At 63.3% G+C, this 23,815-nt stretch carries 22 protein-coding genes and 4 pseudogenes; 13 read left to right on the forward strand and 13 right to left on the reverse strand.

Annotated elements, in window-relative coordinates; genetic code table 11:
* Positions 1 to 99: 99 nt before the first annotated feature.
* Positions 100 to 810 (reverse strand): hypothetical protein, encoded by a 711-nt coding sequence (locus G5575_RS20475; protein ID WP_235935936.1) that lies wholly within the window; start codon positions 808 to 810, stop codon positions 100 to 102.
* Positions 811 to 852: 42 nt separating this feature from the next.
* The gene (locus tag G5575_RS12430; protein WP_328765984.1) at positions 853 to 2,706 is read right to left on the reverse strand and encodes an autotransporter assembly complex protein TamA; all 1,854 of its coding nucleotides are present in this window, start codon (positions 2,704 to 2,706) and stop codon (positions 853 to 855) included.
* 330 nt (positions 2,707 to 3,036) lie between these two features.
* Between G5575_RS12430 and G5575_RS12435 the strand changes: the two genes are divergently transcribed.
* The 6 genes from G5575_RS12435 (at position 3,037) to G5575_RS12455 (ending at position 7,726) form a co-directional block, all read left to right on the forward strand.
* Positions 3,037 to 3,813, forward strand: a complete 777-nt coding sequence (locus G5575_RS12435; RefSeq protein ID WP_164534569.1) for an SDR family NAD(P)-dependent oxidoreductase — start codon at positions 3,037 to 3,039, stop codon at positions 3,811 to 3,813.
* A gap of 77 nt (positions 3,814 to 3,890) precedes the next feature.
* Positions 3,891 to 4,787: an aromatic ring-hydroxylating dioxygenase subunit alpha gene (locus G5575_RS12440; RefSeq protein ID WP_164534570.1), complete on the forward strand. Its 897-nt coding sequence runs from the start codon at positions 3,891 to 3,893 to the stop codon at positions 4,785 to 4,787.
* Positions 4,788 to 4,967: 180 nt separating this feature from the next.
* Entirely contained in the window at positions 4,968 to 5,912 is a 945-nt protein-coding gene (locus G5575_RS20480; protein ID WP_235935937.1) for a Rieske (2Fe-2S) protein, read from the forward strand.
* 182 nt (positions 5,913 to 6,094) lie between these two features.
* The gene (locus G5575_RS20485) at positions 6,095 to 6,676 is read left to right on the forward strand and encodes a flavin reductase family protein (RefSeq protein ID WP_235936000.1); all 582 of its coding nucleotides are present in this window, start codon (positions 6,095 to 6,097) and stop codon (positions 6,674 to 6,676) included.
* 153 nt (positions 6,677 to 6,829) lie between these two features.
* Positions 6,830 to 7,471, forward strand: a complete 642-nt coding sequence (locus G5575_RS12450) for a glutathione S-transferase family protein (RefSeq protein ID WP_164534571.1) — start codon at positions 6,830 to 6,832, stop codon at positions 7,469 to 7,471.
* Between the two features lie 51 nt (positions 7,472 to 7,522).
* Positions 7,523 to 7,726, forward strand: coding sequence for a hypothetical protein (locus tag G5575_RS12455; RefSeq protein WP_164534572.1), 204 nt, complete (start codon positions 7,523 to 7,525; stop codon positions 7,724 to 7,726).
* Here the strand turns inward: G5575_RS12455 and G5575_RS12460 are convergent.
* Entirely contained in the window at positions 7,723 to 8,760 is a 1,038-nt protein-coding gene (locus G5575_RS12460) for a lysine-2,3-aminomutase-like protein (RefSeq protein WP_164534573.1), read from the reverse strand. The two genes, G5575_RS12455 and G5575_RS12460, sit on opposite strands and share 4 nt — an antisense overlap.
* Positions 8,757 to 9,814, reverse strand: a pseudogene (epmA, locus tag G5575_RS12465) (EF-P lysine aminoacylase EpmA). The gene G5575_RS12460 and the pseudogene epmA overlap by 4 nt, the downstream one beginning before the upstream one ends.
* A 125-nt stretch (positions 9,815 to 9,939) precedes the next feature.
* Between epmA and efp the strand changes: the two are divergent.
* Positions 9,940 to 10,509, forward strand: a complete 570-nt coding sequence (gene efp / locus G5575_RS12470) for an elongation factor P (RefSeq protein ID WP_164534574.1) — start codon at positions 9,940 to 9,942, stop codon at positions 10,507 to 10,509.
* A gap of 147 nt (positions 10,510 to 10,656) precedes the next feature.
* On the opposite strand, the gene G5575_RS12475 is transcribed toward efp, so the two are convergent.
* The 9 genes and pseudogenes from G5575_RS12475 to G5575_RS12515 form a co-directional block, all read right to left on the reverse strand.
* Complete coding sequence (locus G5575_RS12475) at positions 10,657 to 10,878, reverse strand: DUF2934 domain-containing protein (RefSeq protein ID WP_164534575.1); 222 nt, start codon at positions 10,876 to 10,878, stop codon at positions 10,657 to 10,659.
* Positions 10,879 to 10,903: 25 nt separating this feature from the next.
* Positions 10,904 to 11,395 (reverse strand): YciE/YciF ferroxidase family protein, encoded by a 492-nt coding sequence (locus tag G5575_RS12480; protein ID WP_164534576.1) that lies wholly within the window; start codon positions 11,393 to 11,395, stop codon positions 10,904 to 10,906.
* Positions 11,388 to 12,400, reverse strand: a pseudogene (locus G5575_RS12485) (acetylxylan esterase). The gene G5575_RS12480 and the pseudogene G5575_RS12485 overlap by 8 nt, the downstream one beginning before the upstream one ends.
* A gap of 113 nt (positions 12,401 to 12,513) precedes the next feature.
* Entirely contained in the window at positions 12,514 to 13,242 is a 729-nt protein-coding gene (locus tag G5575_RS12490) for a FadR/GntR family transcriptional regulator (protein ID WP_164534577.1), read from the reverse strand.
* 43 nt (positions 13,243 to 13,285) lie between these two features.
* Positions 13,286 to 14,254, reverse strand: coding sequence for a galactofuranose ABC transporter, permease protein YjfF (gene yjfF, locus G5575_RS12495; protein WP_164534578.1), 969 nt, complete (start codon positions 14,252 to 14,254; stop codon positions 13,286 to 13,288).
* Positions 14,251 to 15,246, reverse strand: coding sequence for an ABC transporter permease (locus tag G5575_RS12500; RefSeq protein ID WP_164534765.1), 996 nt, complete (start codon positions 15,244 to 15,246; stop codon positions 14,251 to 14,253). Before G5575_RS12500 ends, yjfF begins: the two co-directional genes overlap by 4 nt.
* Positions 15,246 to 16,762 (reverse strand): annotated as a pseudogene (locus tag G5575_RS12505) (sugar ABC transporter ATP-binding protein). Before G5575_RS12505 ends, G5575_RS12500 begins: the two are co-directional and overlap by 1 nt.
* Positions 16,763 to 16,837: 75 nt before the next feature.
* The gene (ytfQ, locus tag G5575_RS12510; protein ID WP_207633144.1) at positions 16,838 to 17,764 is read right to left on the reverse strand and encodes a galactofuranose ABC transporter, galactofuranose-binding protein YtfQ; all 927 of its coding nucleotides are present in this window, start codon (positions 17,762 to 17,764) and stop codon (positions 16,838 to 16,840) included.
* 319 nt (positions 17,765 to 18,083) lie between these two features.
* Positions 18,084 to 19,034 (reverse strand): nucleoside hydrolase, encoded by a 951-nt coding sequence (locus G5575_RS12515; RefSeq protein ID WP_164534579.1) that lies wholly within the window; start codon positions 19,032 to 19,034, stop codon positions 18,084 to 18,086.
* A gap of 110 nt (positions 19,035 to 19,144) precedes the next feature.
* On the opposite strand from G5575_RS12515, the gene fgd reads away from it, so the two are divergent.
* From fgd to G5575_RS21185, 6 genes and pseudogenes are all read left to right on the forward strand, one after another.
* A complete protein-coding gene (gene fgd / locus G5575_RS12520; protein ID WP_164534580.1) occupies positions 19,145 to 20,137 on the forward strand; it encodes a glucose-6-phosphate dehydrogenase (coenzyme-F420) in 993 nt (330 codons plus the stop codon).
* Positions 20,134 to 20,946: a coenzyme F420-0:L-glutamate ligase gene (gene cofE / locus G5575_RS12525; RefSeq protein ID WP_164534581.1), complete on the forward strand. Its 813-nt coding sequence runs from the start codon at positions 20,134 to 20,136 to the stop codon at positions 20,944 to 20,946. Before fgd ends, cofE begins: the two co-directional genes overlap by 4 nt.
* A 4-nt stretch (positions 20,947 to 20,950) precedes the next feature.
* Positions 20,951 to 22,369 (forward strand): ABC transporter substrate-binding protein, encoded by a 1,419-nt coding sequence (locus tag G5575_RS12530; protein WP_207633115.1) that lies wholly within the window; start codon positions 20,951 to 20,953, stop codon positions 22,367 to 22,369.
* A pseudogene (locus G5575_RS19420) lies at positions 22,261 to 23,018 on the forward strand (iron chelate uptake ABC transporter family permease subunit). The gene G5575_RS12530 and the pseudogene G5575_RS19420 overlap by 109 nt, the downstream one beginning before the upstream one ends.
* Positions 23,015 to 23,398, forward strand: a complete 384-nt coding sequence (locus tag G5575_RS21180; RefSeq protein ID WP_207633116.1) for an ATP-binding cassette domain-containing protein — start codon at positions 23,015 to 23,017, stop codon at positions 23,396 to 23,398. The pseudogene G5575_RS19420 and the gene G5575_RS21180 overlap by 4 nt, the downstream one beginning before the upstream one ends.
* Positions 23,395 to 23,802, forward strand: a complete 408-nt coding sequence (locus tag G5575_RS21185; protein WP_207633117.1) for an ABC transporter ATP-binding protein — start codon at positions 23,395 to 23,397, stop codon at positions 23,800 to 23,802. The genes G5575_RS21180 and G5575_RS21185 overlap by 4 nt, the downstream gene beginning before the upstream one ends.
* Positions 23,803 to 23,815: the final 13 nt, after the last annotated feature.

Below are 23,815 nucleotides of genomic sequence, written 5' to 3' on the forward strand. Positions count from 1 at the left end.
CCGAGATCGACGGACACGCCATAGCCACCGGGCTGCTGGGCGATGGAGGCGGTGCCCGCCAGCGCTTCCTGGTCATTGGCGAGCAGGCGCAGTTGCGCTTCAAGATCGGAGACCGGCCCCTGCCCGTCCAGCGTCAGCTGCACCGCCGGGCGGCCCTCGATATTGAGGAGATTGGCGATGACGCCATTGGGCGGCTCGACCAGTGACAGGCCAAGATCGAAAATCTGGGTTTCGTTGCTGAAGGCGACGTCGAGGTCGAGCGTGCCGCCGGGTCCGTCGAGACGGACGATATCGAGCGCGGCATCGAGATTGCCGCCTTCCAGCGCCAGCGAACCGGCGAGAGATTTCCGAGCCGAGGCCAAAGACGTCTTCGCCAAAACGAACGGAGGGCACAGCGAGCTCGCCGATCTGGATTGCGACCGGAAATTCCGGAATCTCGAATGTTCCCGCCTCAGGCGGCGGCAAATCCACAGCACCTTCCACCGGAATGGCATTGCGCACATATTCGATGGATTCGGCACGCAGCGAGTTGACCTCGAGACGCCCCAGGAATAGCGCCGCCTGGTTCCAGTTGAGGCTGGCATTGTTGACGCGCAGCCAGACGCCTTCGGCGTCCGAGATGGTGATCTCGTTGATCGAGACATTGGAGCCCAGCACGCCATCAATGTTGGACAGCCGGATCTGCCGCTCCGGCGTCGACAGCCGGTCCTCGACGAAATTGGTCAGGAAACCCTTTTGCTCTTCATTGCTCATGTCCTGCGCAACCAGCGTCACGGGGACGGCGGCGGGTGCGAGCAAAAGCGCAGACAAAGAAAAACTGCATGCGGCGAGTCTTGGGGAAAAAGCGCCGCATCAGAAGGCCTGCCCTATGCCGGCATAGATCGCGTAATCGGGATCACCCGGCTTCTTGTTGAGCGGAATAGCGACATCGAGGCGCAAGGGCCCAAGACCAGTATTGTAGCGCACGCCGATACCGGCGCCGAGCCGAAGGTCTTCAAGACCAGGGAACACGTCGGCCGCCACATAGCCGCCATCGACGAAACCGACGACGCCGATATCCTCGGTCACCTTCGCCCGCGCTTCGATCGACGCTTCGAGCAGATAACGGCCGCCGGTGACGACGCCATTGCCATTGTCGACGCCGATGCTCTTGTAGCCATAGCCGCGCACCGAACCGCCGCCGCCCGCAAAGAAGAGCTTATCCGGCGAAATTTCTTCGAGCGACGGCCCGAGCAGCGCACCACCCTTGAGGCGGCCGGCCAGCACGAAGGCATCGTCCTCGCCGAAGCCGAAATAGGTGCGGCCTTCAGCCACCACCTGCAGTCCCGGCTTGCCATAGATGAAGTCGTAATAGGGCTCGACATTGCCGGCGACGTAAAAGCCTTCGGTGGCATCGAGCGCATTGTCGCGGCCATCGAAGATCACGCCGGCATAGGCGCTTGCCGTGGCGAAATCGCGCGTGCCGAACACGTCGTCGAAACGGGAGCGCTTGGCGCCGACGCCACCTTCGAAGGTCAGGTCATCGGTATAGAACCAGGTGAGCCCCAGCCGTCCGCCGGCCGAGGTTTCGGTATAGGTCGGATAGATCGTGCGCTCCGCCGAAACCGTTGCGACGAGGTCGACGTCGGGATGGTAAAAGCCCGGCTTGGTGAAAGTGCCACCGACGAAATAGTCGAACTGGGCCGTGTCGACCGGATAAGCAATGCTGGCGATACGCGCATCGAGCCGCAGCCGCTCGGCCTGGCCGAAAAGATTACGCCAAAGGTGAAAGGCTTCAAGGCCCAGGCCATCGACGGTGGAATAGCTGGCGCCAAAGCCATAGCGGCGGCCGGGAAGCTCATCGACGATGAGATTGTAGGGAAGCAAGCCGTCGCTGCCGATGCTTTCGGCCGCTTCCAGCCGCGCCGCGCGAAAAACTTCGAGCCGGTCGAGACGCCGTTGCGCCCGCTGGATGTCGTCCGGATCATATTCCTGACCCACGGCAAGGCCAGTCTGCTGGGCCACGAATGCCGGATTCATCCGCTCCGTGCCGCTGACGGCGATCGGGCCGAAGGCAGCCAGGCGCCCTGGATTGACGACGATGGTCGCAGCAACGGTGTTGGTCGCATGATCGGCAACCACGTCGCGGCTGACGATATCGGCCTTGGCATAACCCTGCTGCCGCCAGGCATCGAGCGCCAACTGTTCGGCCCGCAGGATCACGGGCGAACGCGCCACTTCGCCGATGCCGAAGCCGCGCACGGCCGGCAGGTCGACCTGATCGTCGGGATCGCTGGTCGGCGGCGCCTGGTTCTGGATAACCACGTCGCTGAAGCGGAACAGCGGCCCGGCACTGACCGAAATCACCACATCGGCCGGCTTGGGCAGCCGCGTGTCCGGCGCAAGGTTGGCCGCTTCCACGCCATTGATGCGAATACTGATGGCGCCGCCGTAATAGCCTTCGCCATAAAGCGCGGCGAGCATGCGGCGATAGTCGCCACGCGCCTTGGCGATCAGCCCGGCCGCGCCCGACGCCGGCCGTTCCTGGTCGGCAAGCAGGGAGGATGCGTTGCGCACCGCATTTTCGGCGGCGCCGCCTTCGCTGGCGCTGAACGTCACCGAATAGGGCTGCGGATCGGCGATCACCGCCTCGGCGTCCCGATCGGCCTCGTCTTCGAAAAACTTGACCCCGAACAGCTCGAAGGCGGCAGCCGGAACGGTTGTCACGGCCAAAGCCGCAGCAATGCTCAAGGCACCAATACTTGTAACCAAACGCACGCTTAGCAGTGGTCTCATCCTGCCCTTTTACACATCAACCAAACCGGGCTGAGGTGATGATTGCCCAGGGGGCGGAAAGATAGTGTTAAGCTTGCCGCAAGCTTACGGCGAGCCCCACCTTGTGGTGGCAAGTTTAGGGCGAGCGTGCCGCCGCGCCCACCCCTAATGCCCCAATTGGGCAAATGCGCTGTGGATCGTGGCCGATCGGCAACGGAGCTTGACGGCGACAAGGGCGCCGGTTCACCCTTGGTCGTTCGCTTAGACCCCCAGGTTATCCCCATGTATTCGCTGCTCGATCCCAGCCGCTTCGTCGTCTTCATCACCGGCGCAACATCCGGCTTCGGCGCTGCCGCTGCCCGCCGCTATGTGGCCGCTGGCGGCAAGGTGATCGCCACCGGCCGGCGCGAAGACCGGCTGGTACAACTGCGCGACGAGCTGGGTGCCGAGAACTGCCACATCATTGCGCTCGATGTGCGAGACCGTCACCAGATGGAAGCGGCGATCGCCGCCATCCCCGCGCCCTTCGACGCTATCAACATCGTGCTTGCAAATGCTGGCCTTGCCCTCGGCATCGGTCCGGCGGCGGAAGCCAGTCTCGACGATTGGCAGACCATGATCGACACCAATGTGTCGGGACTGGTTTATACCGTCCGCCTCCTGCTTCCCGGCCTCATCGCCCGTGGCGGCGGCCATGTGGTGACGCTGGGCTCCGTCGCCGGCGAATTCGCCTATCCCGGCGCTTCCGTCTATGCCGCCAGCAAGGCCTTCGTGAAGCACTTTGCCCTCGCCATCCGCTCCGATCTTCAGGGCAAGAATGTCCGCGTCACCGATATCGAGCCCGGTCTGACCGAGACCGAGTTCTCGGTCGTGCGCTTCAACGGAGACGAGACGAAGGCCAACAATGTTTATAGCGGCACCAAGCCGATGACCGCCGAGGACATCGCCGAGTCCATCTTCTGGGCCACCTCGCTCCCCGAGCACGTCAACGTCAACAAGATCCAGTTGATGGCCACCACCCAGGCGATCGGCGCCTTCGATATCCATCGCGAAAAATAGGCCGCCATGCAGCCAGTGCATTGGAAAGCCGCAACTTTGTGTTTTGCGTCAGGGTGAGCCCGCATTATTGTAGCACCATGCCCCAAGCTCCAGACACCATCACCCGCAATCTCTGGCATGTCGTTGCCGCCACCGACGAGCTGCGCATCGGCCTCGTCGAAACTACGCTCCTCCTCGATACGCCGCTGGCACTGACGCGCGGTATCGATGGCGAGCCGGTGGTCTGGTTGCGCAGCGACGAGCAGAATGGCGACGAAATCGATGCCGAAACGGTTCTCGAGCGCCTGCCGGTGCGCACCGCCTATGGCTATACCTGGACCTGCCTCGGCACGGCGCCAGCCGCGCTTTTCCCGATCCCCGAATTTGCCGAACCCGATCGCGTCAACATGAGCTGCGGCTCGATCGCCATCCATGTTTCGGCACCGCGCGCCGTCGAGAATTTTCTCGACATGGGGCATTTTCCCTATGTCCACACCGACATCCTCGGCTCGGAACCACATACCGAGGTCAAGGAATACGACGTCGAGGTGTCCGAGGAACGCGACGAGGTTCTGGCCACCAAATGCCGCTTCATGCAGCCGCGTGCCGCAAAGTCCGCGACCACGGCGATGGAAGTTGAATACGTTTATCGGGTGCCTCATCCCTTCTGCTCGGTGCTCTATAAATCCTGCCCGGAAGACGAAAGCCGCCGCGACGTCATCGGCATTTTCCTCCAGCCGATGACCGAAGAACGCTGCCGCGCACATCTCCTGCAGTCGATGATCGATTCCACCTCGACCATCACCGATCTGCGCCGCTTCCAGCAGACGATCTTCGGCCAGGACAAGCCGATCCTCGAGAACCAGTACCCCAAAAAGCTGCCGCTCGACCCGCGCTCCGAAACTCCGATCCGCGCCGACAAATCTGCCATCGCCTACCGCCGCTGGCTCAGCCAGAAGGGGATCACATATGGGGTGATCCCGGTCGCGAGTTAAATGAACCAAGACCTCATAGTGAGCTTGTCGAACCACGAGGTCGCAGCCACGGAGTGCCCGACCTCCTCCTTCGACAGGCTCAGGATGAGGTCTTGAAAGCATCGCATCGCCCCGTACGCCAGGGCGACGAGTTGTACTAAAGAGATCGTGGCGCGATCCAACTCTTCGGATCTGATCGACATGCCCCTCAGCCTCTCGGACCCCGCCTGGTACCCCATCGCTTCAAGCGATGACCTGCCGTTTCGTCATGTCTATCAGGGTCAGCTGCTCGGCCGCGAGCTTGCCGTCTGGCGCGCCGATGACGGCAACGTCAATGTCTGGGAAAACCGCTGCCTTCATCGTGGCGTGCGCCTTTCCATCGGCATCAACGAGGGCCAGGAGCTCAAGTGCCAGTATCACGGCTGGCGCTATGCCAATCGCTCCGCCGGCTGCACTTATATCCCCGCCCACCCGGCTGACGCGCCGGCCCGCCGCATCGAAAACCGCAAATATCCAGTGCGTGAAGCCTTCGGCCTGATCTGGTCCGCCGCCAATGACGACCAGCCCTTTTCGCCGTTCGAGGGTTCCGAAGGTCACAGCTGGTTCGCCCTGCGCCCCATCCCTGTCACGGCGACGCCCGACGATGTTGTTGCCGGCCTGATGCGCCTTGCCCCCGACGATCAGCCCGCCGACATCTTGCCCAACCTTGCCGTAAAGCTCGGCAGCGCCATTTTCTTCGTCCAGCCCGTCGATGCCGACCGCTCCGTGATCCGTGGCCTCCTGCCCGAACAGCCCGCTGACGAGATCACCACCCTCCGGCACTACAATGAAATGCTGAGCAAGCTGCGCGACCGCCTGGAGCGCGCTGCCGCGAAAAACCTGCGCCCAAACCGCTCGAGCCCACTTACGAAAAAGTCTCGGTCGAACTCTCGACCATGCCCGACGTCGCCGTACCGCGCGGCAACACGCTCAATGTCGTCGTCAAGCGCAAGTGGCAGTCGGGCGATGCCGTCATCGGCTTTGAACTGGCCGATCGCGACGGCAAGCACCTGCCGACCTTCCAGCCCGGCGCCCATATCGACGTCCACCTGCCCAATGGTCTTGTTCGCCAATATTCGATCACCAACGGACCCGGCGATCTTTTAAGCTACGTCATCGGCGTCAAGCAGGAGAGCGCCTCCAAGGGTGGCAGCAAAATTCTGGTCGAGACCGTGCGTGAAGGCGACGTGCTCGCCATTTCGGAGCCACGCAACAATTTTCCGCTCCGCCGCGACGCGACCCGCACGCTGCTGATCGCCGGCGGCATCGGCATCACGCCGCTCCTCTCCATGGCGCGCTTTCTCGACAAGTCCAGCCTGCCCTATGAGCTCCATTACTTCGTCCGCAACGGCGACACCGTCGCCTTCCAAAGCGAGCTCGAAGTGTTGCACGGCCGCGTCGATACCCATGTCGGGCTCGGTCGCGAGCTGGTCAAAGCCAAGGTTGCCGAACTGCTCGGCCCCTATCAATTTGCCAACCACGTCTATATCTGCGGCCCCGGCTCGATGCTGGAAATGGTGCAGGAAACGGCAACCGCTCTCGGCTGGCCCGACGAGGCAATCCACTTCGAATATTTCCAGAACACCAAGCCGGTCGACGCCTCATCGGCCTTCGACGTGGAACTGGCCCGCTCGGCCATGACGCTCCATGTCCCCGCCGGCAAGACCATCCTCGAAACCATGCGCGACAATGGGCTGACCGTCGCTTCTTCCTGCGAACAGGGCGCCTGCGGCACCTGCCTCACCGGCGTCATCGAAGGCGAAGTCGACCACCAGGACGTTTATCTCAACAGAAGCGAGAAAGCCTCCAACACCTGCATCATGACCTGCGTCAGCCGCGCCAAGGGCGAGCGGCTGGTGCTGGATATCTGATGCTTTGGCAGTTTGACGGCACAGGCCTATCCCTCCCCTCCCCTTGAGGGGAGGGGCTGGGGGTGGGGGTCCATCAGCGGACCACGCAATCACCCCCACCCTCGTTCCCTCCCCTCAAGGGGGAGGGAGGCGCATACTGTTGGCAGCGGCGTTATGATCACCCTTTACGACTTCGAACTCTCCGGCAATTGCTACAAGCTGCGCTTGCTGATGAGCATCCTCGGCCTGTCCTATGACATCGTCCCGGTCGACTATTTTCCGGGTCGCGAGAACCGGGCCGACTGGTTCTTGCGCCTCAATCCGTTTGGCCAGCTGCCGGTGCTCAAGGACGACGATCTGGTGCTCGCCGATAGCGGCGCCATCCTCGCCTATCTGGCCAAAAAGTATGATGCCAGCGGCCAATGGTTTCCGGACGATCCGGCCATCACCGCCGAAGTGCTCCGCTGGCACGGCATTGCCGATGGCATCACCGGCAGCTCCGCTGCCGCCAGGCTGGCGCTGAGCTATGGGCACGACTACGACATTCCCCGCGCTCAGCGCGAAGCGCACCGCATCTTCCGGTTGATGGACGAGCATTTGTGGTTCGGCGAAAAACAGGGCCGCGACTGGCTTTGTTCACCCGCGCACCCAACCACCGCCGACATCGCCTGTTTTCCCTATGTGATGCTCTCGGAAGAAGGCGGCATCGCCCGCCAGGACTACCCAGCCCTCCGCCGCTGGACCGACCGCGTCCGCCGCGTGCCGGGCTTCATCGTCATGTCCGGCATTTTTCCGGCAGGGCGGGCACTGTCATAAAGCAACCCGCCAAAGGCGCATTCGTTGGTCTGGTCAGTAGAGGAGTTGCCCATGACCGACCGCAACGAGACCACCGAAGCCAATGAAGAGGCCAACCGCGAGTTCAACAAGGGCGGTACGGTGCCTTGGACCAAGCCGGAAGAAGCCGAAACCATTCAGGACGTTAACGAGGCCGCCGATGCCGAATTCAACGGCGAAGATGTCAAGCCCGGCTTCGGCAATCGCGTCGGCGGGCTCAGCGGCCCGTCCGACTAATCGGTGGGCGGATAAGGGTGTTCACCACCCTGCCAGTCGCGCACGGTAAAACAGCCATCGCCGCCACGGACATTGGCGGCGTTGATCGGCGCCTTGCCGTGGCCCCCGGGAATATCGAGCACGTAGACAGGTTGGCAAAGGCCAGAAATCCGGCCTCGCAGCGCTGACACCAGTGCCTGTCCTTCCTCGATGCCGAGGCGGAAATGCGCCGTACCCGGCGCAAGATCCGGGTGGTGCAGGTAATAGGGCCGGATGCGGTTTTCGACGAAACCGCGCATCAGCGCCGCCAGCGTTTCGACACTGTCATTGACACCACGCAGCAGCACCGTCTGGCTGATCAGCATCACCCCGGCTTCGATCATCCGATCGAATGCCGCCGTCGCGGCTTCGGTCAACTCGCGAGGATGGTTGGCGTGCACGGCAAGATAGGTGGTCTTGCCGCTGGCCTTGAGCGCCGCGATCATGTCGGCATCGATGCGCTCGGGCTCGACCACCGGCACGCGGGTGTGGAAGCGCACGATTTTGACATGCGGGATCAGCGCCAGTCGCTCGGTTATGGCGCGTAGCCGTCGCGGCGACAGCACCAGCGGATCGCCGCCGGTAAGGATCACTTCCCAGATTTCTTCGTGCGCCGCGATATAGCCGATGGCTGCGTCCAGTTCCGCTGGCGTTAGCGTCCCCAACCCCTGCGGGCCTACCATTTCGCGGCGGAAACAGAAGCGGCAATAGACCGGGCAGACATGCACCGCCTTGAGCAACACCCGATCGGGATAGCGGTGGACGATCCCCTCCACCGGCGAATGACTGAGATCCCCAATCGGGTCCGCCCGCTCGTCCGGGGTGGTCAGCAGCTCTGGAGCTGTCGGCACGAACTGGCGGGCAATGGGATCATCGGGATCGTCCGGGTCGATCAGCGCCAGCATGGCCGGCGTGATTCCGACGGCATATTTTTGCGCGACGGCATCGAGCGCCGGATCATCGTCCACCAGCCCGGCGTTGCGCAGCGCGTCCACGCTTTTGATCGCCACGGTCATTCCGCCACCGGCGCCCACAGCACCGCCTCGATCCGCTGCGCACCTGTCGCCAGCATTACCAGCCGGTCGAACCCCAGCGCCACGCCGCTCGCTTCCGGCATTAAGTCGAGAGCCTGCAAGAATTCTTCGTCGATCGGATAGCGCTCGCCATAGATGCGCTGCTTCTCTGCCATCTCCGCCTCGAAGCGCCGCCGCTGCTCACCCGCATCGGTAAGCTCGCCAAAGCCATTGGCCAGCTCGACGCCGCAAACATAGACCTCGAACCGCTCCGACACCCGCCGGTCCCCGGCACCCGCCGCGCCAGCGCCGCTTCGCATGCCGGATAGCGGTCGAGCACCGTGACGCGCCCATTGCCCAATTCGGGCTCCACCTTGTCGACCAGGATCTGTGTAAAGAGATAGCTCCAGCTGCGATCCTCCGGCACGCGCATGCCCGCCGCCGTCATCTGCGCCGCCAGCGCCTCGCCATCGGGCACGCCATCCTCGTCCATCGTTGCCAAAAGATCGACGCCGGCAAAGCGTTGGAAAGCATCGGCAACGCTCAGCCTTTCGGCCGGCGCATGCGGATCGCACTCCCGCCCGCGAAAACCGAAGCGTTCGGTCATCGTCGTTGCCGCAGCGATGCGGATCAGCTCGAGCACATCCTCGATGATGCGGTCGTATGGCTCCCCAGCCCGATACCATTCGAGCATGGTGAATTCCGGATGATGCAGCGCCGACCGCTCCCGGTTGCGCCACACATGCTGGAGGCTGGCAATGCGCGTTTCGCCCGCTGCCAAGAGCTTCTTCATCGTAAATTCCGGCGAAGTGTGGAGATACATTGCCTGCCCCACCCCGTCATTGCCGATCATCTCCGTTTCGAAGGCATGAAGATGGGTCTCGTTGCCCGGCGACCGCACGAGCCCCGGCGGATCGACGATGATGAAGCCATTGTCCAGCATCCACTTGCGCACGTTGATCTCGAAGCGCGCCCGCGCCAAGAGGGCCGGCCGACGATCGGCATGGCGATGCGGATGCCACCAGGGCGTCTCCGCCGATGCGTTGGACTGGTTCATGGGGTTTCTTGCGGTCCGGTCTGGCGAAAGGGCGCGGAATACTGTATCGGGCCCGTCACGAAACGAATTTCGGCGCCCGGTTGGCTCTGCCTAGACCGCGCCAGCACTTGGAACAAGGAAGAAATATGGTCAAGGTCATCGCCTCGTCCCTGCGTAAAGGCCATGTGGTCGAGCAGGATGGCAATCTGCATGTCGTGCTGACGGCCGAAAACGTCCACCCCGGCAAGGGCAATTCGGTGACGAACGTCACCATGCGCCGCATCTCCGATGGCGTGAAGGTGATCGGCCGCTGGCGCACCGTGGAAATGGTCGAAAAGGCCGATGTCGATGACCGCGTCTACGACTACCTTTATTCCGACGGCGAAGGCCACCACTTCATGGAGCCCGAAAACTACGAGCAGCTCGTGGTGGGCGACGACGTCATCGGCGACCAGAAGGCCTACCTCACCGACGGCATGAAGGTGCACCTGATGACCCATGAGGGCATCGCGCTCTCCATGGAACTGCCGCAGCGCATGACCTTCGAAATCACCGAGACCGAGCCGGTGGTCAAGGGCCAGACCGCCTCGTCTTCCTACAAGCCTGCCGTGCTCAACAACGGTCTCCGCGTCATGGTCCCGCCGCACATCGACGCAGGCACTCGCATCGTTATCTTGACCGAAGACAACTCGTACGTCGAACGCGCGAAGGACTGACATCGGGGTAGCCCCCACCCAACCTCCCCGTAAGTCGGGGGGAGGAGCTCGATCGAGCCCAGCCTCCCGGCGGCACTCCTCCCCCTCCTGAAGGGGAGGCCGGGTGGGGGTCACAAAAAAACGGGCCCGTCTGGGCCCGTTTCCATTTCAGCTCTCGTCCAGCGTCCGACCCGCCTCGCGCCAGTTTTCTTCCCACCGGTCGGGCGGCGTTCCTTCCGCCAGCCAGCGGTCGAAGGCTATGCGACGCTGGTGCATCGCCTTGGCGCGCAGCCAGTACTCGACTGCCCGGCCTTCCGGCCGACCATCCTGTTCCCAAAGGAAATAGGCGGTCTGCCGGATCTGCTCTGCGACAGCGGTGTTTTTCTGCATAGCCCAAACGCTCGGTCGGAAAACCTTATTCGGCAGCTTCCAGATTGACCGACGACTTGGCAAGCGTCGAAAGCTTCTCGTCGGTCGCTTCTTCTTCCTTGAGCGTTTCGAGCAGCAGGTTCAGCGCCTCGGTGTGGCCAAGCTGCTTGGCCCATGTGGCCAAGGTGCCGTAGCGGGCCATTTCATAATGCTCGACAGCCTGGGCGGCAGAGATCAGGCCGGCGTCGAGAGCCTGCGTGCCCTCGTATTCTTCCATGATTTCCTTGCCTTCCTCGATAATGCCGAGGATGGCGTCGCAAGTCTTGCCGCGCGCAGGTTTGCCGATCAGCTCGAACACCTGCTGCAGGCGCTCGACCTGATGCTCGGTTTCGGCAAGGTGCTGCTCGAAGCCGGCCTTAAGCTCGGGGGACTGCGCGGCCTTTGCCATCTTGGGCAGGGCTTTAAGGATCTGGCGCTCGGCGTAATAGATGTCTTTGAGCGTATCGAGGAACAGGTCGTCCAGTTGCTTTTCAGCCATTGTCTTTACTCCGGAAAATTTGTTGACGCTGGCAAGCAACGGCGCGCACCAAGCGAGGTTCCGCGCGCGCCGTAAAGAGAATCAGCCGCTTAAAGGAAGCGCTGGCTAAGCCATTCCATCTGTTGCCGATCCTGGAATGGCCCACCTCCTTCATGATTGTTGAACTCGTATTCCACCATGGTTTTTCGGTGCCGGCGAAGGCCTTGAAGGCCGCATAGACAGTGGAAGGCGGGCAGACATCGTCCATCATCGCCACCGAAAAAGCGCCGCCGCCTTGCTCTGGCGTGCAAAGCAGACGCCATCGAAATAGCGCAGCGTTTCATGAACGGTTTGCGCCTTCTCGCGATGCTGGGCGAGGAAGCGAACGATCTCGAGATAAGGGTCGCGTCCGGCAACGCGGATGGCGCGAGGAAAGTCGCAGAGGAACGGCACGTCGGGCATGACCGCCTTGATGCGATCATCGATGCCCGCGACGGCGAGCGAAATGCCGCCACCCTGCGAACCGCCGCAAACGGCGACGCGCTCGGCATCGACGAAATCGAGGTCGATCAGCGCATCGACAGCCCGAACGCCGTCAGTAAAGAGGCGCCTGTAATAGTAATCGTTGCGATCCAAGATGCCCTTGGTCATGACGCCGGGGATCTGGCCGGTGCTGCCAACGGGGTCCGGCGTCGCGCCGGTGCTCCAGCCGCTCCCCTGCCCGCGCGTGTCCATGCGGAAATAAGCAAAGCCGGACACGGCCCAATGCAGCCCCTCATGCGCAAAGCCGCGGCCGCCGCCATAGCCCACATATTGCACGACCAGCGGCAGCTTCCCGCTGCGCTCCCGGGGCAGCATCAGCCAGCCCTTGACCGGGTGCCCGCCGAAGCCGGGGAAGGTCACGTCGAACACCTCAACGAGCTTGAGCGTCGTCTGAGCCGGCACCATGCTGACCTCGCCGCCCAGGGCACGAGCTTCGGCAATGGTCGAGGCCCAGAACTGGACGAAATCGGCAGGGGTTTGCACCGCACTTTCGTAGGTGTCGATGGCGGGGTGAACGAGATCGGGAAAAGGCAAGGCGAACTCCGGCGCAATAGTCTCTTTTCGAGAGTGGCTTGCGCTTTCGTCGCCGTCCAGCCCTAAGCGAACTGGCCCTGGTCGAGCCCCCGGATTTGCGCTAGCACCGCGGCTGCATCGCTCGGCTTGCCGCCCTCGATGGCGCGCGTGAGCTGGTTGAAGAGCACAGCCGACTGCTCGCGATAGGCCGCGCCAGCGAGCGCCTTGTCCCGTGTCAGCGCCAGCGCCAGGGTCAGTTCGACCACTCCCAGCACCGAGCGCAGCAAGAGATCGTGCCCGGCATCGGCGATCACGGCATGGACTTCGAGGCATGCCAGACCGAACTGCTCGATGCTGTCGCCCGCCGTTTCCATCTGGTGCACCCAATATTTGAGCAAGCGCACCTGCTCTGCCGTGCGGTGCAGGGCGGCCAGTTCCACCATCGGCGTTTCCATCAAGGTGCGAACGCGGAAAAGGCTCTGGTAGAAGGCTTGGTCGGCCGGCGCATCGAAATGCCAGGCCAAAAGCTGAGGGTCGAAGTAATTCCAGCGGCTGCGCGGGGAGACGCGGGTCCCGACCTTCGGCCGTGCCTCGACCAGGCCCTTGGCTTCCAGCGTCTTCAGCGCCTCGCGCAAAACAGTGCGGGAAACGCCATACTGCTCCATCATCACCGCATCGCTGGCCAGCACCGAGCCGATCGCAAACTGCCCGGTGACAATGGCATGGCCGATTTCGTTGATGACGAAGGTGTGGAAATTCCGTGCAGCACGTCGCCCGGAAAGGGAACGGATAAGGCTGCCGGTCTCGCTCATTTAAGCCCTTCTGGAGCGAGCCGCACCCGGCTCGCCCATCGTCTTAGGACGACTTGTCTCCCGGTGTCGATGCGGCAAAGATGAGCCGCTGCAACACAATGAACAGGAACAGGAGCCCGCCGATGACGATCTTGGTCCACCAGCTCGAAAGCGTGCCGTCGAAGATGATGTATGTCTGCACGAGGCCCAGGAGCATGACCCCGATAAACGTGCCGAGGACAAAGCCATAGCCGCCGGTCAGCAAGGTGCCGCCGATAACCACGGCGCTGATCGCATCGAGTTCGACGCCCACCGCTGCCAGCGGGTAGCCAGCCGAGGTGTAGAGCGAGAAGACGATCCCCGCCAAGGCTGCCAGCACCGAGGACAGCATATAGACGCCGACGGTCGTGCGGGCCACCGGCACGCCCATCAGCGACGCCGAGGTTTCGTTGCCGCCCAGAGCATAGACATAGGAGCCGAACTTGGTGCGATGCGCCACCAGCGCGCCGATGATGAAGATCGCGACCATCAGGAGGCCGATAAAGCTCAGGCGGCCACCGCCGGGGAGGCGGATCGTCAGCTCCGAGATCCAGCTATAAAAGTCGTGGTTTACCGGAATGGAATCGCGGGTAATGACCGAAGCGCCGCCGCGAGCCAGGAACATGCCGGCGAGGGTGACGATAAAGGCAGGCACCTGGAGATAATGGATCGCCAAGCCCATGATCGCGCCAAAGGCTGCCGCGATTACGAGCGCCAGTGCGAAGGCCGCTAGCGGATGCCAGCCGGCCAGCGAGATCAGCACGGCGATAAGAACGCCGGTAAAGCCGATTACTGCGCCGACCGAAAGGTCGATACCCCCGGACAGGATGACAAAGGTCATGCCCACAGCCGTGATACCCAAAAAGGCATTGTCGGTGAGGAAATTGCCCAGCACCCGGGTCGAGAACATGTTGGGGAACTGGAACACCGCCAGAGCATAGGCGATGGCAAAGATCACCGCCGTGGCGACGAGCGGACGAAGCGAGCGGCTCATTTGCGCGCCTCCGCCTTGGTCAAGCGCACCGGCACGAGACGGGTGGCGAGCGGCGATTGGATGATGAGCACGATAAAGATCAGCCCCGCCTTGACGATAAGATTGAACTCGGGCGGAAAGCCGGAGACGAGGATGCCGGTATTCATGGCCTGGATGATGATGGCGCCGACAACGGCCAGCGGCACCGAAAAACGCCCGCCGAGCAGCGACGTGCCGCCGATGACCACCGCAAGAATGGCGTCGAGTTCGAGCCAGAGACCGGCATTATTGGCATCGGCGCCGCGAATATCGCCGGCAACGATGATGCCTGCAACGGCAGCACAGAAGCCCGACAGCCCATAGACCAGGAACAGCAGCATGCGACTGCGAATGCCGGCAAGGCTTGCGGCCGCCCGGTTGACGCCCACGGCTTCGATAAAGAGGCCCAGCGCGGTGCGGCGGATGATCATCGTCACGACGATCATCAGGACCAAGGCAATCACCGCCGCCATCGGCAGGCCGAGGAAAGAGCCCGTGCCGATAAAGATCAGCAGCGGATCGGTGAAGGTGACGATAAAGCCCTCGGTAATGAGCTGGGCGATACCGCGACCGGCAACCATCAGCACCAGGGTGGCAATGATCGGCTGGATGTCGAGCACGGCGACGAGGAAACCGTTCCACAAGCCGCAGACCAGCCCGACCGCCAGCGCTGCGATTACGGCGACCGGCGCGGGATACCCTGCCACCACCATCGTCGCCGCCACCGCTCCGGCGACGGCCATGATCGCTCCGACCGAAAGGTCCACGCCCTTGGTGGCGATCACCCCGGCCATGCCGATGGCAAGGATCGCCACCGGCGCGCCGCGATTGAGCACGTCGATCAGCGAGCCGAACAGACGGCCGTCCTGCCAGGTGATGCGGAAGAATGGGGGAAACAGGAACCAGTTGATCAGCAGAACGCCGGCCAGCGCCAGGAGCTGCGGGCTGGCGAGCGTGGAAACGACGCGGCGCATCATGCCGGTGGACCTTCGCGATGGTTGGCGATCGCCTGGACGATGACGCCGGGATTGATGTTTTCGCCGGAGAGTTCGGCCACGAGCTCGCGATCGCGCATCACCACGATGCGGGTCGAATAAGCGACGACCTCGTCGAGCTCGGAAGAAATGACAACTAGCGCCAGGCCCTCGTCGCGCAGCCGGTTGATGGTGCGCACGATTTCCGCATGCGCGCCGACATCGATACCGCGCGTCGGCTCGTCGAGGATCAGGAATGTCGGATCGGTCGCGAGCCAGCGCGACAGGATTGCCTTTGCTGATTGCCGCCGCTCAGGAGCTTGATCGGCATGTCGAGCGACGCCGCCCGGATATCCATGCTCTCGCCGAAGCGGCCGGCAATCTCGAGCTGCTCGTCGCGGCTGAGCGCACTGAACCAGCCCAGCTTTCCCTGGAGCGCGATGACGATGTTCTCGCGCACCGAAAGGTCGCCGAAAATGCCCTCGACCTTGCGGTCCTCCGGCAAAAAGCCAAATCCCTTGGCGATCGCATCGGTCGGCCGCGAAATATTGGCCGGCTTGCCGCTGACCGTAACCGTGCCTTCATCGGCACTATCGGCACCGAACATGATGCGCGCCATCTCGGTACGGCCGGAACCGAGGAGGCCTGCGACGCCGACCACCTCACCCTTGTGGATGGTGAGGTTGAACGGATGCACGCTGCGCTTCTTGCCATAATTCTTGAAGTCGAGCAGGACCTCGCCGAGCGGCCGCGCATCCTCGACGCCGGTAGCGCCGGAAAAAGCGACATCCTTGCCCAGCATCAGCCGCACCACATCGGTGCGTGTCGTGCCATCCAGCGTCCGCGTCTCGATCAGCTTGCCGTTGCGCAGGATGGTGACCCGGTCGGCGATGGCAAAAACCTGGTCGAGGAAATGTGTGATGAAGACGACGGCGAGACCGCGCGCCTTGAGGTCGCGAATGATCTCGAACAGGCGCTCGACCTCATTGCGATCAAGGCTGGCCGTGGGTTCATCGAGGATTAAAACCTTGCCGGAAAGCTCGACGGCCCGGGCAATGGCCACGATCTGCTGCACCGCCACCGAATGGGCGCCAAGCTCGCTCGCCGGATCGAGATCAAGCCCATAGCGCCTCAGCACTTCGCGCGAGTCGCGCTCCATCTTGCGCCGATCGACGAAGCCGAAGCGGGTAGGCTGGTGACCGAGGAAGAGGTTTTCCGCGACCGAGCGATTGGGCAGGAGATTGACCTCCTGGTAAACCGTGCCGATGCCGTATTTCTGGGCATGCTGGGGATTGTCGAGTGTCACCGCCACCCCGTCGGCCAATACCTGCCCGCCCGTGGGCTGGTAAGCGCCGGTCAGGATCTTGATCAGCGTGGATTTGCCCGCGCCATTCTCGCCCAAAAGTGCATGCACTTCGCCGGGCAGCAGGCCGAAATTGACATTGTCGAGTGCGACGTGATTGCCGAAGACCTTGACGATCCCGCGCGCTTCCAGCGCGTAAGACTGCTCGCCCATCGCCCCCTCCAAAGCGTAAAACGAAGGTCACCCCCACTCGAGCGGGGATGACACCATGCGTGAGTTGAGGACGGCTTAGTAGCCGAGACCCTTGCGGCGCTCGTATTCGCCCTGCGGATCGTTTTCGGCGGTGTAGAGCTTGGACTCGGTGATGATGAACTTTTCCGGTTCCGTGCCGTCGGCCCAGTAGGCAGCCAGGGCGTCGAAAGCCGGGCCGGCCATGTTCGGGGTCAGTTCGACAGTGGCATTGGCTTCGCCGGCCGCGATGGCGGTAAAGATATCCGGGACGGCGTCGATCGAGACCACCTTGATGTCGGTGCCAGGCTTGAGGCCGGCATCCTTGATCGCCTGGATGGCGCCAACCGCCATGTCGTCGTTATGGGCGTAAACCGCGCAGATATCGGCGCCGCCATTGGACGACTTGAGGAAGGCTTCCATGACTTCCTTGCCCTTGGCGCGGGTGAAGTCACCGGTCTGGCTCTGCGTGATCTTGATGTTGGAGGCCGAAGCAATGCCTTCTTCAAAGCCCTGCTTGCGATTGATGGCCGGGCTCGAACCCACGGTGCCCTGCAGTTCAACGACGTTGCAGTCTTCGCCGGCAACGGCATCGACCAGCCATTCGCCGGCGACGCGGCCTTCGAGGACCTGGTCCGACGCGATCGAGGTCAGATAGAGATCTTCCGGTGCATCGACGCCGCGGTCGAGCAGCACGACGGGGATCTCGGCTTCCTTGGCTTCGGTCAAAACGTCGTCCCAACCGGTGGCGACAACGGGGGCAACCAGGATCGCGTCAACGCCCTGGGCGATAAAGCCGCGGATCGCCTTGATCTGGTTTTCCTGCTTCTGCTGCGCGTCGGCAAACTTGAGGTCAACGCCGCGGGCTTCGGCTTCCGAACGGGTGACCGAAGTCTCGGCAGCGCGCCAACCGGATTCCGAGCCGATCTGCGAGAAACCGATGACCTTGCCGCTCAGGTCGGCCTGGGCGAAGGCAGCGGTAGACAAGGCGGTAGCGAGGCCTGCCGCGATGGCAAGCTTGGTGATGATGCTCACAATGAAGTCCTCCCAAAAACCGCCGGGCGTTTCGCTTCCGGCAGTGGGAGGACGCTACATAAAGTACTATTATATGTAAAGTGGCTTCGTGCGGCGTGGTCGCAGCACTCTGATGAGCCGTTATTTTGCCCCAGTAGCCTCATCCTGAGGCGCGGAGCGCACGCGTAGCCTCGAAGGGCGAGGCGTGGCACGATCCTGGCCACCCGCCCTCGTGGTTCGAGGCTACGCTACGCTTCGCACCTCACCATGAAAGCTCCGCGGCGCCGGAACCTTAGCCCGCAACCGTCGCCCGAAAATGCTCCAGCACCTTGGGCCCGTCCACTTCCGTGCAGATCGTTTGCACCGGCCGGCTGGACCAGGCCGGGTCGCCACCCTTGCGCGTTTCCGGCATCTGCGCCGTCTGTCCGGTTGCCAGGCCCTCGGTAATGGTCACGATCGGCCCGCGCCGGGTCTCGAACCATTCGGGATGCAGCGCATAGGTCACCGCCAGAAGATCGTGCCCGACCACGCCATTGATGCCCATGATGTTGTTGTAGAACTGGGCATAATGCTCGCTCATCTTAGCCAGCAACTCGCCATTGGCGCCCACATCGCGCGACAACGCGGCGAGATAGTCCGTGTCCAGGACGATGTCATGGGTCACGTCGAGCCCCACCACGACCACCGGCCATTCCGCCGCGAACATTTCGTCCGCCGCCACCGGGTCGCCATGGATATTGGCTTCCGCCAGCGGCGTGACATTGCCGCTCCGGCCCTTGTAGCCGAAGGCGCCGCCCATGATGATGACCTGCTTGACCTGTTTTGCAATGCCCGGCTCGGCCCGCAGCGCCAGCGCCAGATTGGTCATGCGACCCACGGCGATGATCGTCACCTCGCCCCGATTGGCCTTGATCGTATCGATGATGAACTGGCTCGCCACCCGCCTGTCGAGCCCGCTGCGGTCGACCTCGGGAATGTCGATATTGCCAAGTCCGTCGTCGCCATGAACAATCGCCGGCTCCTGCTTCTTGACGCCGTCAAGCGTTTCGCCGGCGCCCTGCACCACAGGTGCCGAAATGCCGAATCGCTGGCGCAGATAGAGCGCATTTCGCGTCGTCTTCTCGATGCTGGCATTGCCGACCACCGTCGTGATGCCGAGCAGTTCGATTTCGGGCAGCTTGCTAAGGTAAAGCAGCGCCATCGCATCGTCGATGCCGGGATCGGTGTCGAAAATCACTTTCATCGTTCTGTCCATCTTCTAGAATAGCTCTTGTTGCCCTTGGCCCTAGCACGCGCCCGCTTGACTATCGACAATTTTTGACCAAACGATCAAATATCGAGCGGAGGGACGGCATGCGGTTCGGTTATAAGGCATCGGCGGAACAATTCGCCCCCAATGATCTCCTCCATTTCGCCGTCGAGGCCGAACAGGCCGGCTTCGATAGCGTCTGGGTCTCCGACCATTTTCAGCCCTGGAAGCACACCGACGGCCATGCGCCGTTTGCGCCGGGCTGGATGTCTGCAGTGCTCGCGCGCACCGAAAAAATCGTGCTCGGCACCTCCGTGCTGACGCCGACGTTTCGGCTTCATCCCACCGTCGTGGCCCACGCCTTTGGCACTATGGGCGCCATGTTCCCCGGCCGCGTGATCCTCGGCGTCGGCACCGGCGAGGGCCTCAACGAAGTGCCCGCCACCGGCATCGAATGGCCCGAACTCAAGGAACGCTCGGCCCGCCTGCGCGAGGCCGTCCGGCTGATCCGCAAGCTCTGGAGCGAGGATCGCGTTTCCTTCGAAGGCGAATACTACAAGACCGTCAACGCCACGATCTATGACAAGCCCGCCGAGCCCGTGCCAATCTACATCGCCGCCGGCGGCCCGCTCAACGCCAAATATGCAGGCCGCGCCGGCGACGGTTTCATCTGCACCTCGGGCAAGGGCGCCGAACTTTATACGCAGGAACTCCTGCCCAATGTCGAAATCGGCCGCGCCGAAAGCGAACTCAAGACGAAACCCTTCGAGCGCATGATCGAGGTTAAGGTCTCCTTCGACACCGATGCCGATCGCGCCCTCAACGACACCCGCCACTGGGCCGCGCTTTCCCTCTCCGCCGAGGAAAAACACTCCGTGCAGGATGCCGAGGAAATGGAACGTCTCGCCGACGCCCTGCCGATCGAGCGCGTCGCCAAGCGCTGGATCGTGTCCTCCGACCCGGACGAACACGTCGCCAGGATCCAGACCTATATCGACTACGGCTTCGACCATTTGGTCTTCCACGCCCCCGGCCCCGACCAAAGCCGCTTCCTCGATCTCTACGCCCGGGAGATCCTACCGAGGCTGCGGAAATGACTGCCCGTTTTTCCGTCTGGGGCATTACCGGCATCCCGGAAGTTGCCGCGGGTGACGACCTCGTCGCGCTGATCGCCGATGCCGTCGCCGGCCAGGCCGAAACCGACCCGGACCTCGCCCTCCAAACCGGCGACATCCTCGTCGTTACCTCGAAGATCGTTTCGAAATCGGAAGGCATGCAGGTGCCTGCCGCCGAGCGCGAGCGCGCCATCGCCGAAGACACCGTTCGCGTCGTCGCAGAACGCGTCCATCCCGGCGGCACGTTTCGCATCGTCGAAACCCGCCAGGGCCTCGTCATGGCCGCGGCCGGCATCGACATGTCCAATGTGCCCGAAGGCACGGCCCTGCGCCTGCCGCTCGATCCCGACGCTTCCGCGCTCGGTCTTTGCGCCGGTCTGCGCCAGCGGCTTGGCATCGACATCGCCATCATCATCACCGACACTATCGGCCGGGCCTGGCGCGTCGGCCAGACCGATATGGCGATCGGCGCCGCCGGCCTGCAACTGACCGACGACCTGCGCGGCGCCGTCGACGCCAATGGCCGCCCATTGCACGTGACGCAGGCCGTCATCGCCGATGAGATCGCCGGCGCCGCAGACCTCGTCAAAGGCAAGACCAGCAACATACCCGTTGCCGTCGTTCGCGGCCTCGGCCGCTACGTGCAGGGCCTCGACGCTCCTGGCGCGCGGACCCTGACCCGCACCGGCGACGATGACATGTTTCGCTTTGGCTCCGCCGAAGCCTATCGCCTCGGCTACCAGGCTGCGCTGGCCGAGCTCAAAGCCGCATCCAAGCAGCGTCAGGACTAAACCCATGCGCTTCGCCGCCCTCGCCTTCCTGCTGCTCAGCACGCCTGCCCTGGCGCAAACCACCTATCCGCTGACGATCGACAATTGCGGCACGAGCGTCACTTTCGACGCTGCCCCCGAGCGCGCCGTCGCCATCAAGTCGACCGCCACCGAACTCCTGCTGTCGCTGGGCCTTGCCGATCGTATCGTCGGCGTCGGCTTCCAGGACGGGCCGCTGCCGGAAGCGCTTGAGACCGGTCTGCCGGTGCTTTCCGACAAGCTCCCCAGCCAGGAAGTCATTCTCGAAACCGAACCCGACTTCATCTATGGCGGCTGGGAAAGCAATTTTGCCGCCGACGGCGCCGGAGAACGCCCAACGCTCCAGCAACTCGGCGTCAACACCTATGTGGCGCCAGCCGCCTGCCGCTCGATCAAGCCACCCAAGCTCACCACCGACGTGCTGTTCGACGAATTCCGCGAAATGGGCCACATCTTCGACCGTGATGCCGATGCCGACGTGCTGGTCGAGGGCCAGCGCGCAATGCTCGGCCGGATCGAACCGCGCGGCGAAGGCCACACCGCCCTCTGGTATTCGTCGGGCACCAAGGCTCCCTATGTTGGCGCCGGCAACAATGCCCCTGCCATGGTCATGGAGCTCTTGGGCCTGGAGAATATCTTTGGCGACGTCGACGAGGGCTGGATTTCCGCAAGCTGGGAAGCCGTGGTCGACGCCAATCCCGATGTCATCATCCTCGTCGATGCCGCCTGGAATTCAGCAACCCAAAAAAACAGCTCCTCGCCGAAAATCCGATCACGCGCGAACTCGAAGCGGTCAAGAACGAGCGCTACCTCATCATCCCCTTCCCCGCCTCCGAAGCCGGCGTCCGCACCATCCCGGCCGCGATGGACATGGCCGAGCAGCTTGCTGCACTCAGCTTCGCTCAATGACCAAAAACCCCCACCCAACCTCCCCGTAAGGCGGGGGAGGGGCAGATCGCTGTTTTTGGCTCGATCTGTCCCCACCCACCAGCAGGCTCCTCCCCGCCCTACGGGGGAGGTCGGGTGGGGTCTTCACCTCAAACACGGTTCATCGATGAACCGCGCCACCCAACCCGCCCTCCTAACCTTCCTTCTCATTCTTAGCGCCCTCCTCGCCGTCACCATCGGCCCCGCCGATATCACCCCTGCCGAAGTCTGGACCTCCATCCTCCACCACATCGGCCTCGCCGACGCCCCCGCCTCGCGCCTCCGCGACGCCATCATCTGGGAACTGCGCCTCCCCGTGTCCTCGTCGCCATGGCCACCGGTGCCGGCCTCGCGCTGTCCGGCACGGTCATGCAGGCGCTCACCCGCAATCCTCTGGCCGACCCCTATCTCCTCGGCCTTTCCTCAGGTGCTGCCCTCGGCGCCGTGCTCTTTCTTCTCGCCGGTGCGTCGCTTCTGATGCCGGTCGGAGCCTTCCTCGGCAGCCTTGGCGCCCTCCTTCTCGCCCTTGCCATCGCTCGCCTGCTCGGCGGCGCCACCCCTCACGCGCCATCCTTGCCGGCATCTGCATCTCAGCCTTGGCGACTGCCGCGACCTCGTTCCTGATCTTCTGGTCTGCCACCGGCGACAGCTATCGTGAAATCCTGAGCTGGCTCATGGGCTCGCTTTCCGGCGCCCTCTGGTCCGATGCCGGTCTCGTCGGCGTGGCCCTGCTGCTCGGCGCCCCGGTCATCCTTTTCAATGCCCGCGCGCTCGATGCCTTTGCCTTTGGCGACAGCGCCGCCGCCGCTCTCGGCATCGACGTCCCGCGCCTGCGCTGGACCCTGCTGGCCGCCACCGCCCTCCTCACCGGCATCATGGTGTCGATCGGCGGCGCCATTGGTTTCGTGGGCCTCGTCGTGCCACACATCGTCCGCCTCGTGCTCGGCGCCCGCCACCGCCTGCTGCTGCCGCAAGCCATGCTGGTCGGCGCCCTCTTCATGCTCTGGACCGACACCGCCGCCCGCACCCTGTTCGACCCGCGCGAACTCCCCGTCGGCATCATCACGGCGCTTCTCGGCGCGCCGATCTTCCTCCTCATCCTCCTCCGCTATCGGAGAGTCACGTGAGCCTCCGCGTCGAAAACCTCTCCGTCAACAAATCCAGCAGGCCCATTCTCTCGGGCGTCAGCTTCTCCGCGCCCACTGGCGCCGTTACCGGCCTCATCGGACCCAACGGCGCCGGCAAATCCACGCTGCTCCAGGCTCTGCTGGGTCAAACCACCGCAACTGGCACCGCCCATTTCGGCGAGCATGACCTCCCCCAATTGAACCGGCGCGATCGCGCCCGCCTCGTCGCCTATGTCGAGCAATCCGCCTCCACCGAAGAGCGCCTGACCGTCCGCGACGTCGTTGCCCTCGGCCGCATCCCCTTCGAGCCCGCCTGGCAGGCCGAGCCCTCGCCGGCGGACGAGGCCATCATCAATCCGCTCTCGTCGAAACCGGCATGACCGCCTTCGCCGACCGCCGCTTCTCGACTCTTTTCGGGGGCGAGCAGCAGCGCGTCCACCTCGCCCGTGCGCTGGCGCAAGAGCCGCGCCTGCTTCTCCTCGACGAGCCCACCAGCCACCTCGACATTCGCGCCCAGCTGCAACTGCTCTCGCTTTTGCGGCGCAAAGCCGAAACCGGCACGACCATCGTCCTCGCGCTCCACGACCTCAACCTCGCGTCTCGCTACTGCGATCATCTCGTCGTTTTGGCAAACGGTCATTTTATTGCCGAGGGGCCACCGCACATTGTGCTCACATCCGCGCTGATGCTCTCGGTTTACGGCGTCCATGCTCACCTCGGTGACAGCAAAGACCCGCTCAGGCCCCTCATCGTCTTCGACGACGCTGCACCGAATCCCGATTGACAATCGCCGTGCC

The organism is Devosia aurantiaca (assembly GCF_011058215.1).
Lineage (GTDB): Bacteria > Pseudomonadota > Alphaproteobacteria > Rhizobiales > Devosiaceae > Devosia > Devosia aurantiaca.

What these genes read in the sequence shown, in the direction of transcription:
- G5575_RS12435 (WP_164534569.1), top strand. Translation starts at nt 3,037, where the DNA reads ATGTATTCGCTGCTCGATCCCAGCCGCTTCGTCGTCTTCATCACCGGC.
- G5575_RS12440 (WP_164534570.1), top strand. Translation starts at nt 3,891, where the DNA reads ATGCCCCAAGCTCCAGACACCATCACCCGCAATCTCTGGCATGTCGTT.
- G5575_RS20480 (WP_235935937.1), top strand. Translation starts at nt 4,968, where the DNA reads ATGCCCCTCAGCCTCTCGGACCCCGCCTGGTACCCCATCGCTTCAAGC.
- G5575_RS20485 (WP_235936000.1), top strand. Translation starts at nt 6,095, where the DNA reads ATGGCGCGCTTTCTCGACAAGTCCAGCCTGCCCTATGAGCTCCATTAC.
- G5575_RS12450 (WP_164534571.1), top strand. Translation starts at nt 6,830, where the DNA reads ATGATCACCCTTTACGACTTCGAACTCTCCGGCAATTGCTACAAGCTG.
- G5575_RS12455 (WP_164534572.1), top strand. Translation starts at nt 7,523, where the DNA reads ATGACCGACCGCAACGAGACCACCGAAGCCAATGAAGAGGCCAACCGC.
- G5575_RS12460 (WP_164534573.1), bottom strand. Translation starts at nt 8,760, where the DNA reads ATGACCGTGGCGATCAAAAGCGTGGACGCGCTGCGCAACGCCGGGCTG.
- efp (WP_164534574.1), top strand. Translation starts at nt 9,940, where the DNA reads ATGGTCAAGGTCATCGCCTCGTCCCTGCGTAAAGGCCATGTGGTCGAG.
- G5575_RS12475 (WP_164534575.1), bottom strand. Translation starts at nt 10,878, where the DNA reads ATGCAGAAAAACACCGCTGTCGCAGAGCAGATCCGGCAGACCGCCTAT.
- G5575_RS12480 (WP_164534576.1), bottom strand. Translation starts at nt 11,395, where the DNA reads ATGGCTGAAAAGCAACTGGACGACCTGTTCCTCGATACGCTCAAAGAC.
- G5575_RS12490 (WP_164534577.1), bottom strand. Translation starts at nt 13,242, where the DNA reads ATGAGCGAGACCGGCAGCCTTATCCGTTCCCTTTCCGGGCGACGTGCT.
- yjfF (WP_164534578.1), bottom strand. Translation starts at nt 14,254, where the DNA reads ATGAGCCGCTCGCTTCGTCCGCTCGTCGCCACGGCGGTGATCTTTGCC.
- G5575_RS12500 (WP_164534765.1), bottom strand. Translation starts at nt 15,246, where the DNA reads ATGCGCCGCGTCGTTTCCACGCTCGCCAGCCCGCAGCTCCTGGCGCTG.
- G5575_RS12515 (WP_164534579.1), bottom strand. Translation starts at nt 19,034, where the DNA reads ATGAAAGTGATTTTCGACACCGATCCCGGCATCGACGATGCGATGGCG.
- fgd (WP_164534580.1), top strand. Translation starts at nt 19,145, where the DNA reads ATGCGGTTCGGTTATAAGGCATCGGCGGAACAATTCGCCCCCAATGAT.
- cofE (WP_164534581.1), top strand. Translation starts at nt 20,134, where the DNA reads ATGACTGCCCGTTTTTCCGTCTGGGGCATTACCGGCATCCCGGAAGTT.
- G5575_RS12530 (WP_207633115.1), top strand. Translation starts at nt 20,951, where the DNA reads ATGCGCTTCGCCGCCCTCGCCTTCCTGCTGCTCAGCACGCCTGCCCTG.
- G5575_RS21185 (WP_207633117.1), top strand. Translation starts at nt 23,395, where the DNA reads ATGACCGCCTTCGCCGACCGCCGCTTCTCGACTCTTTTCGGGGGCGAG.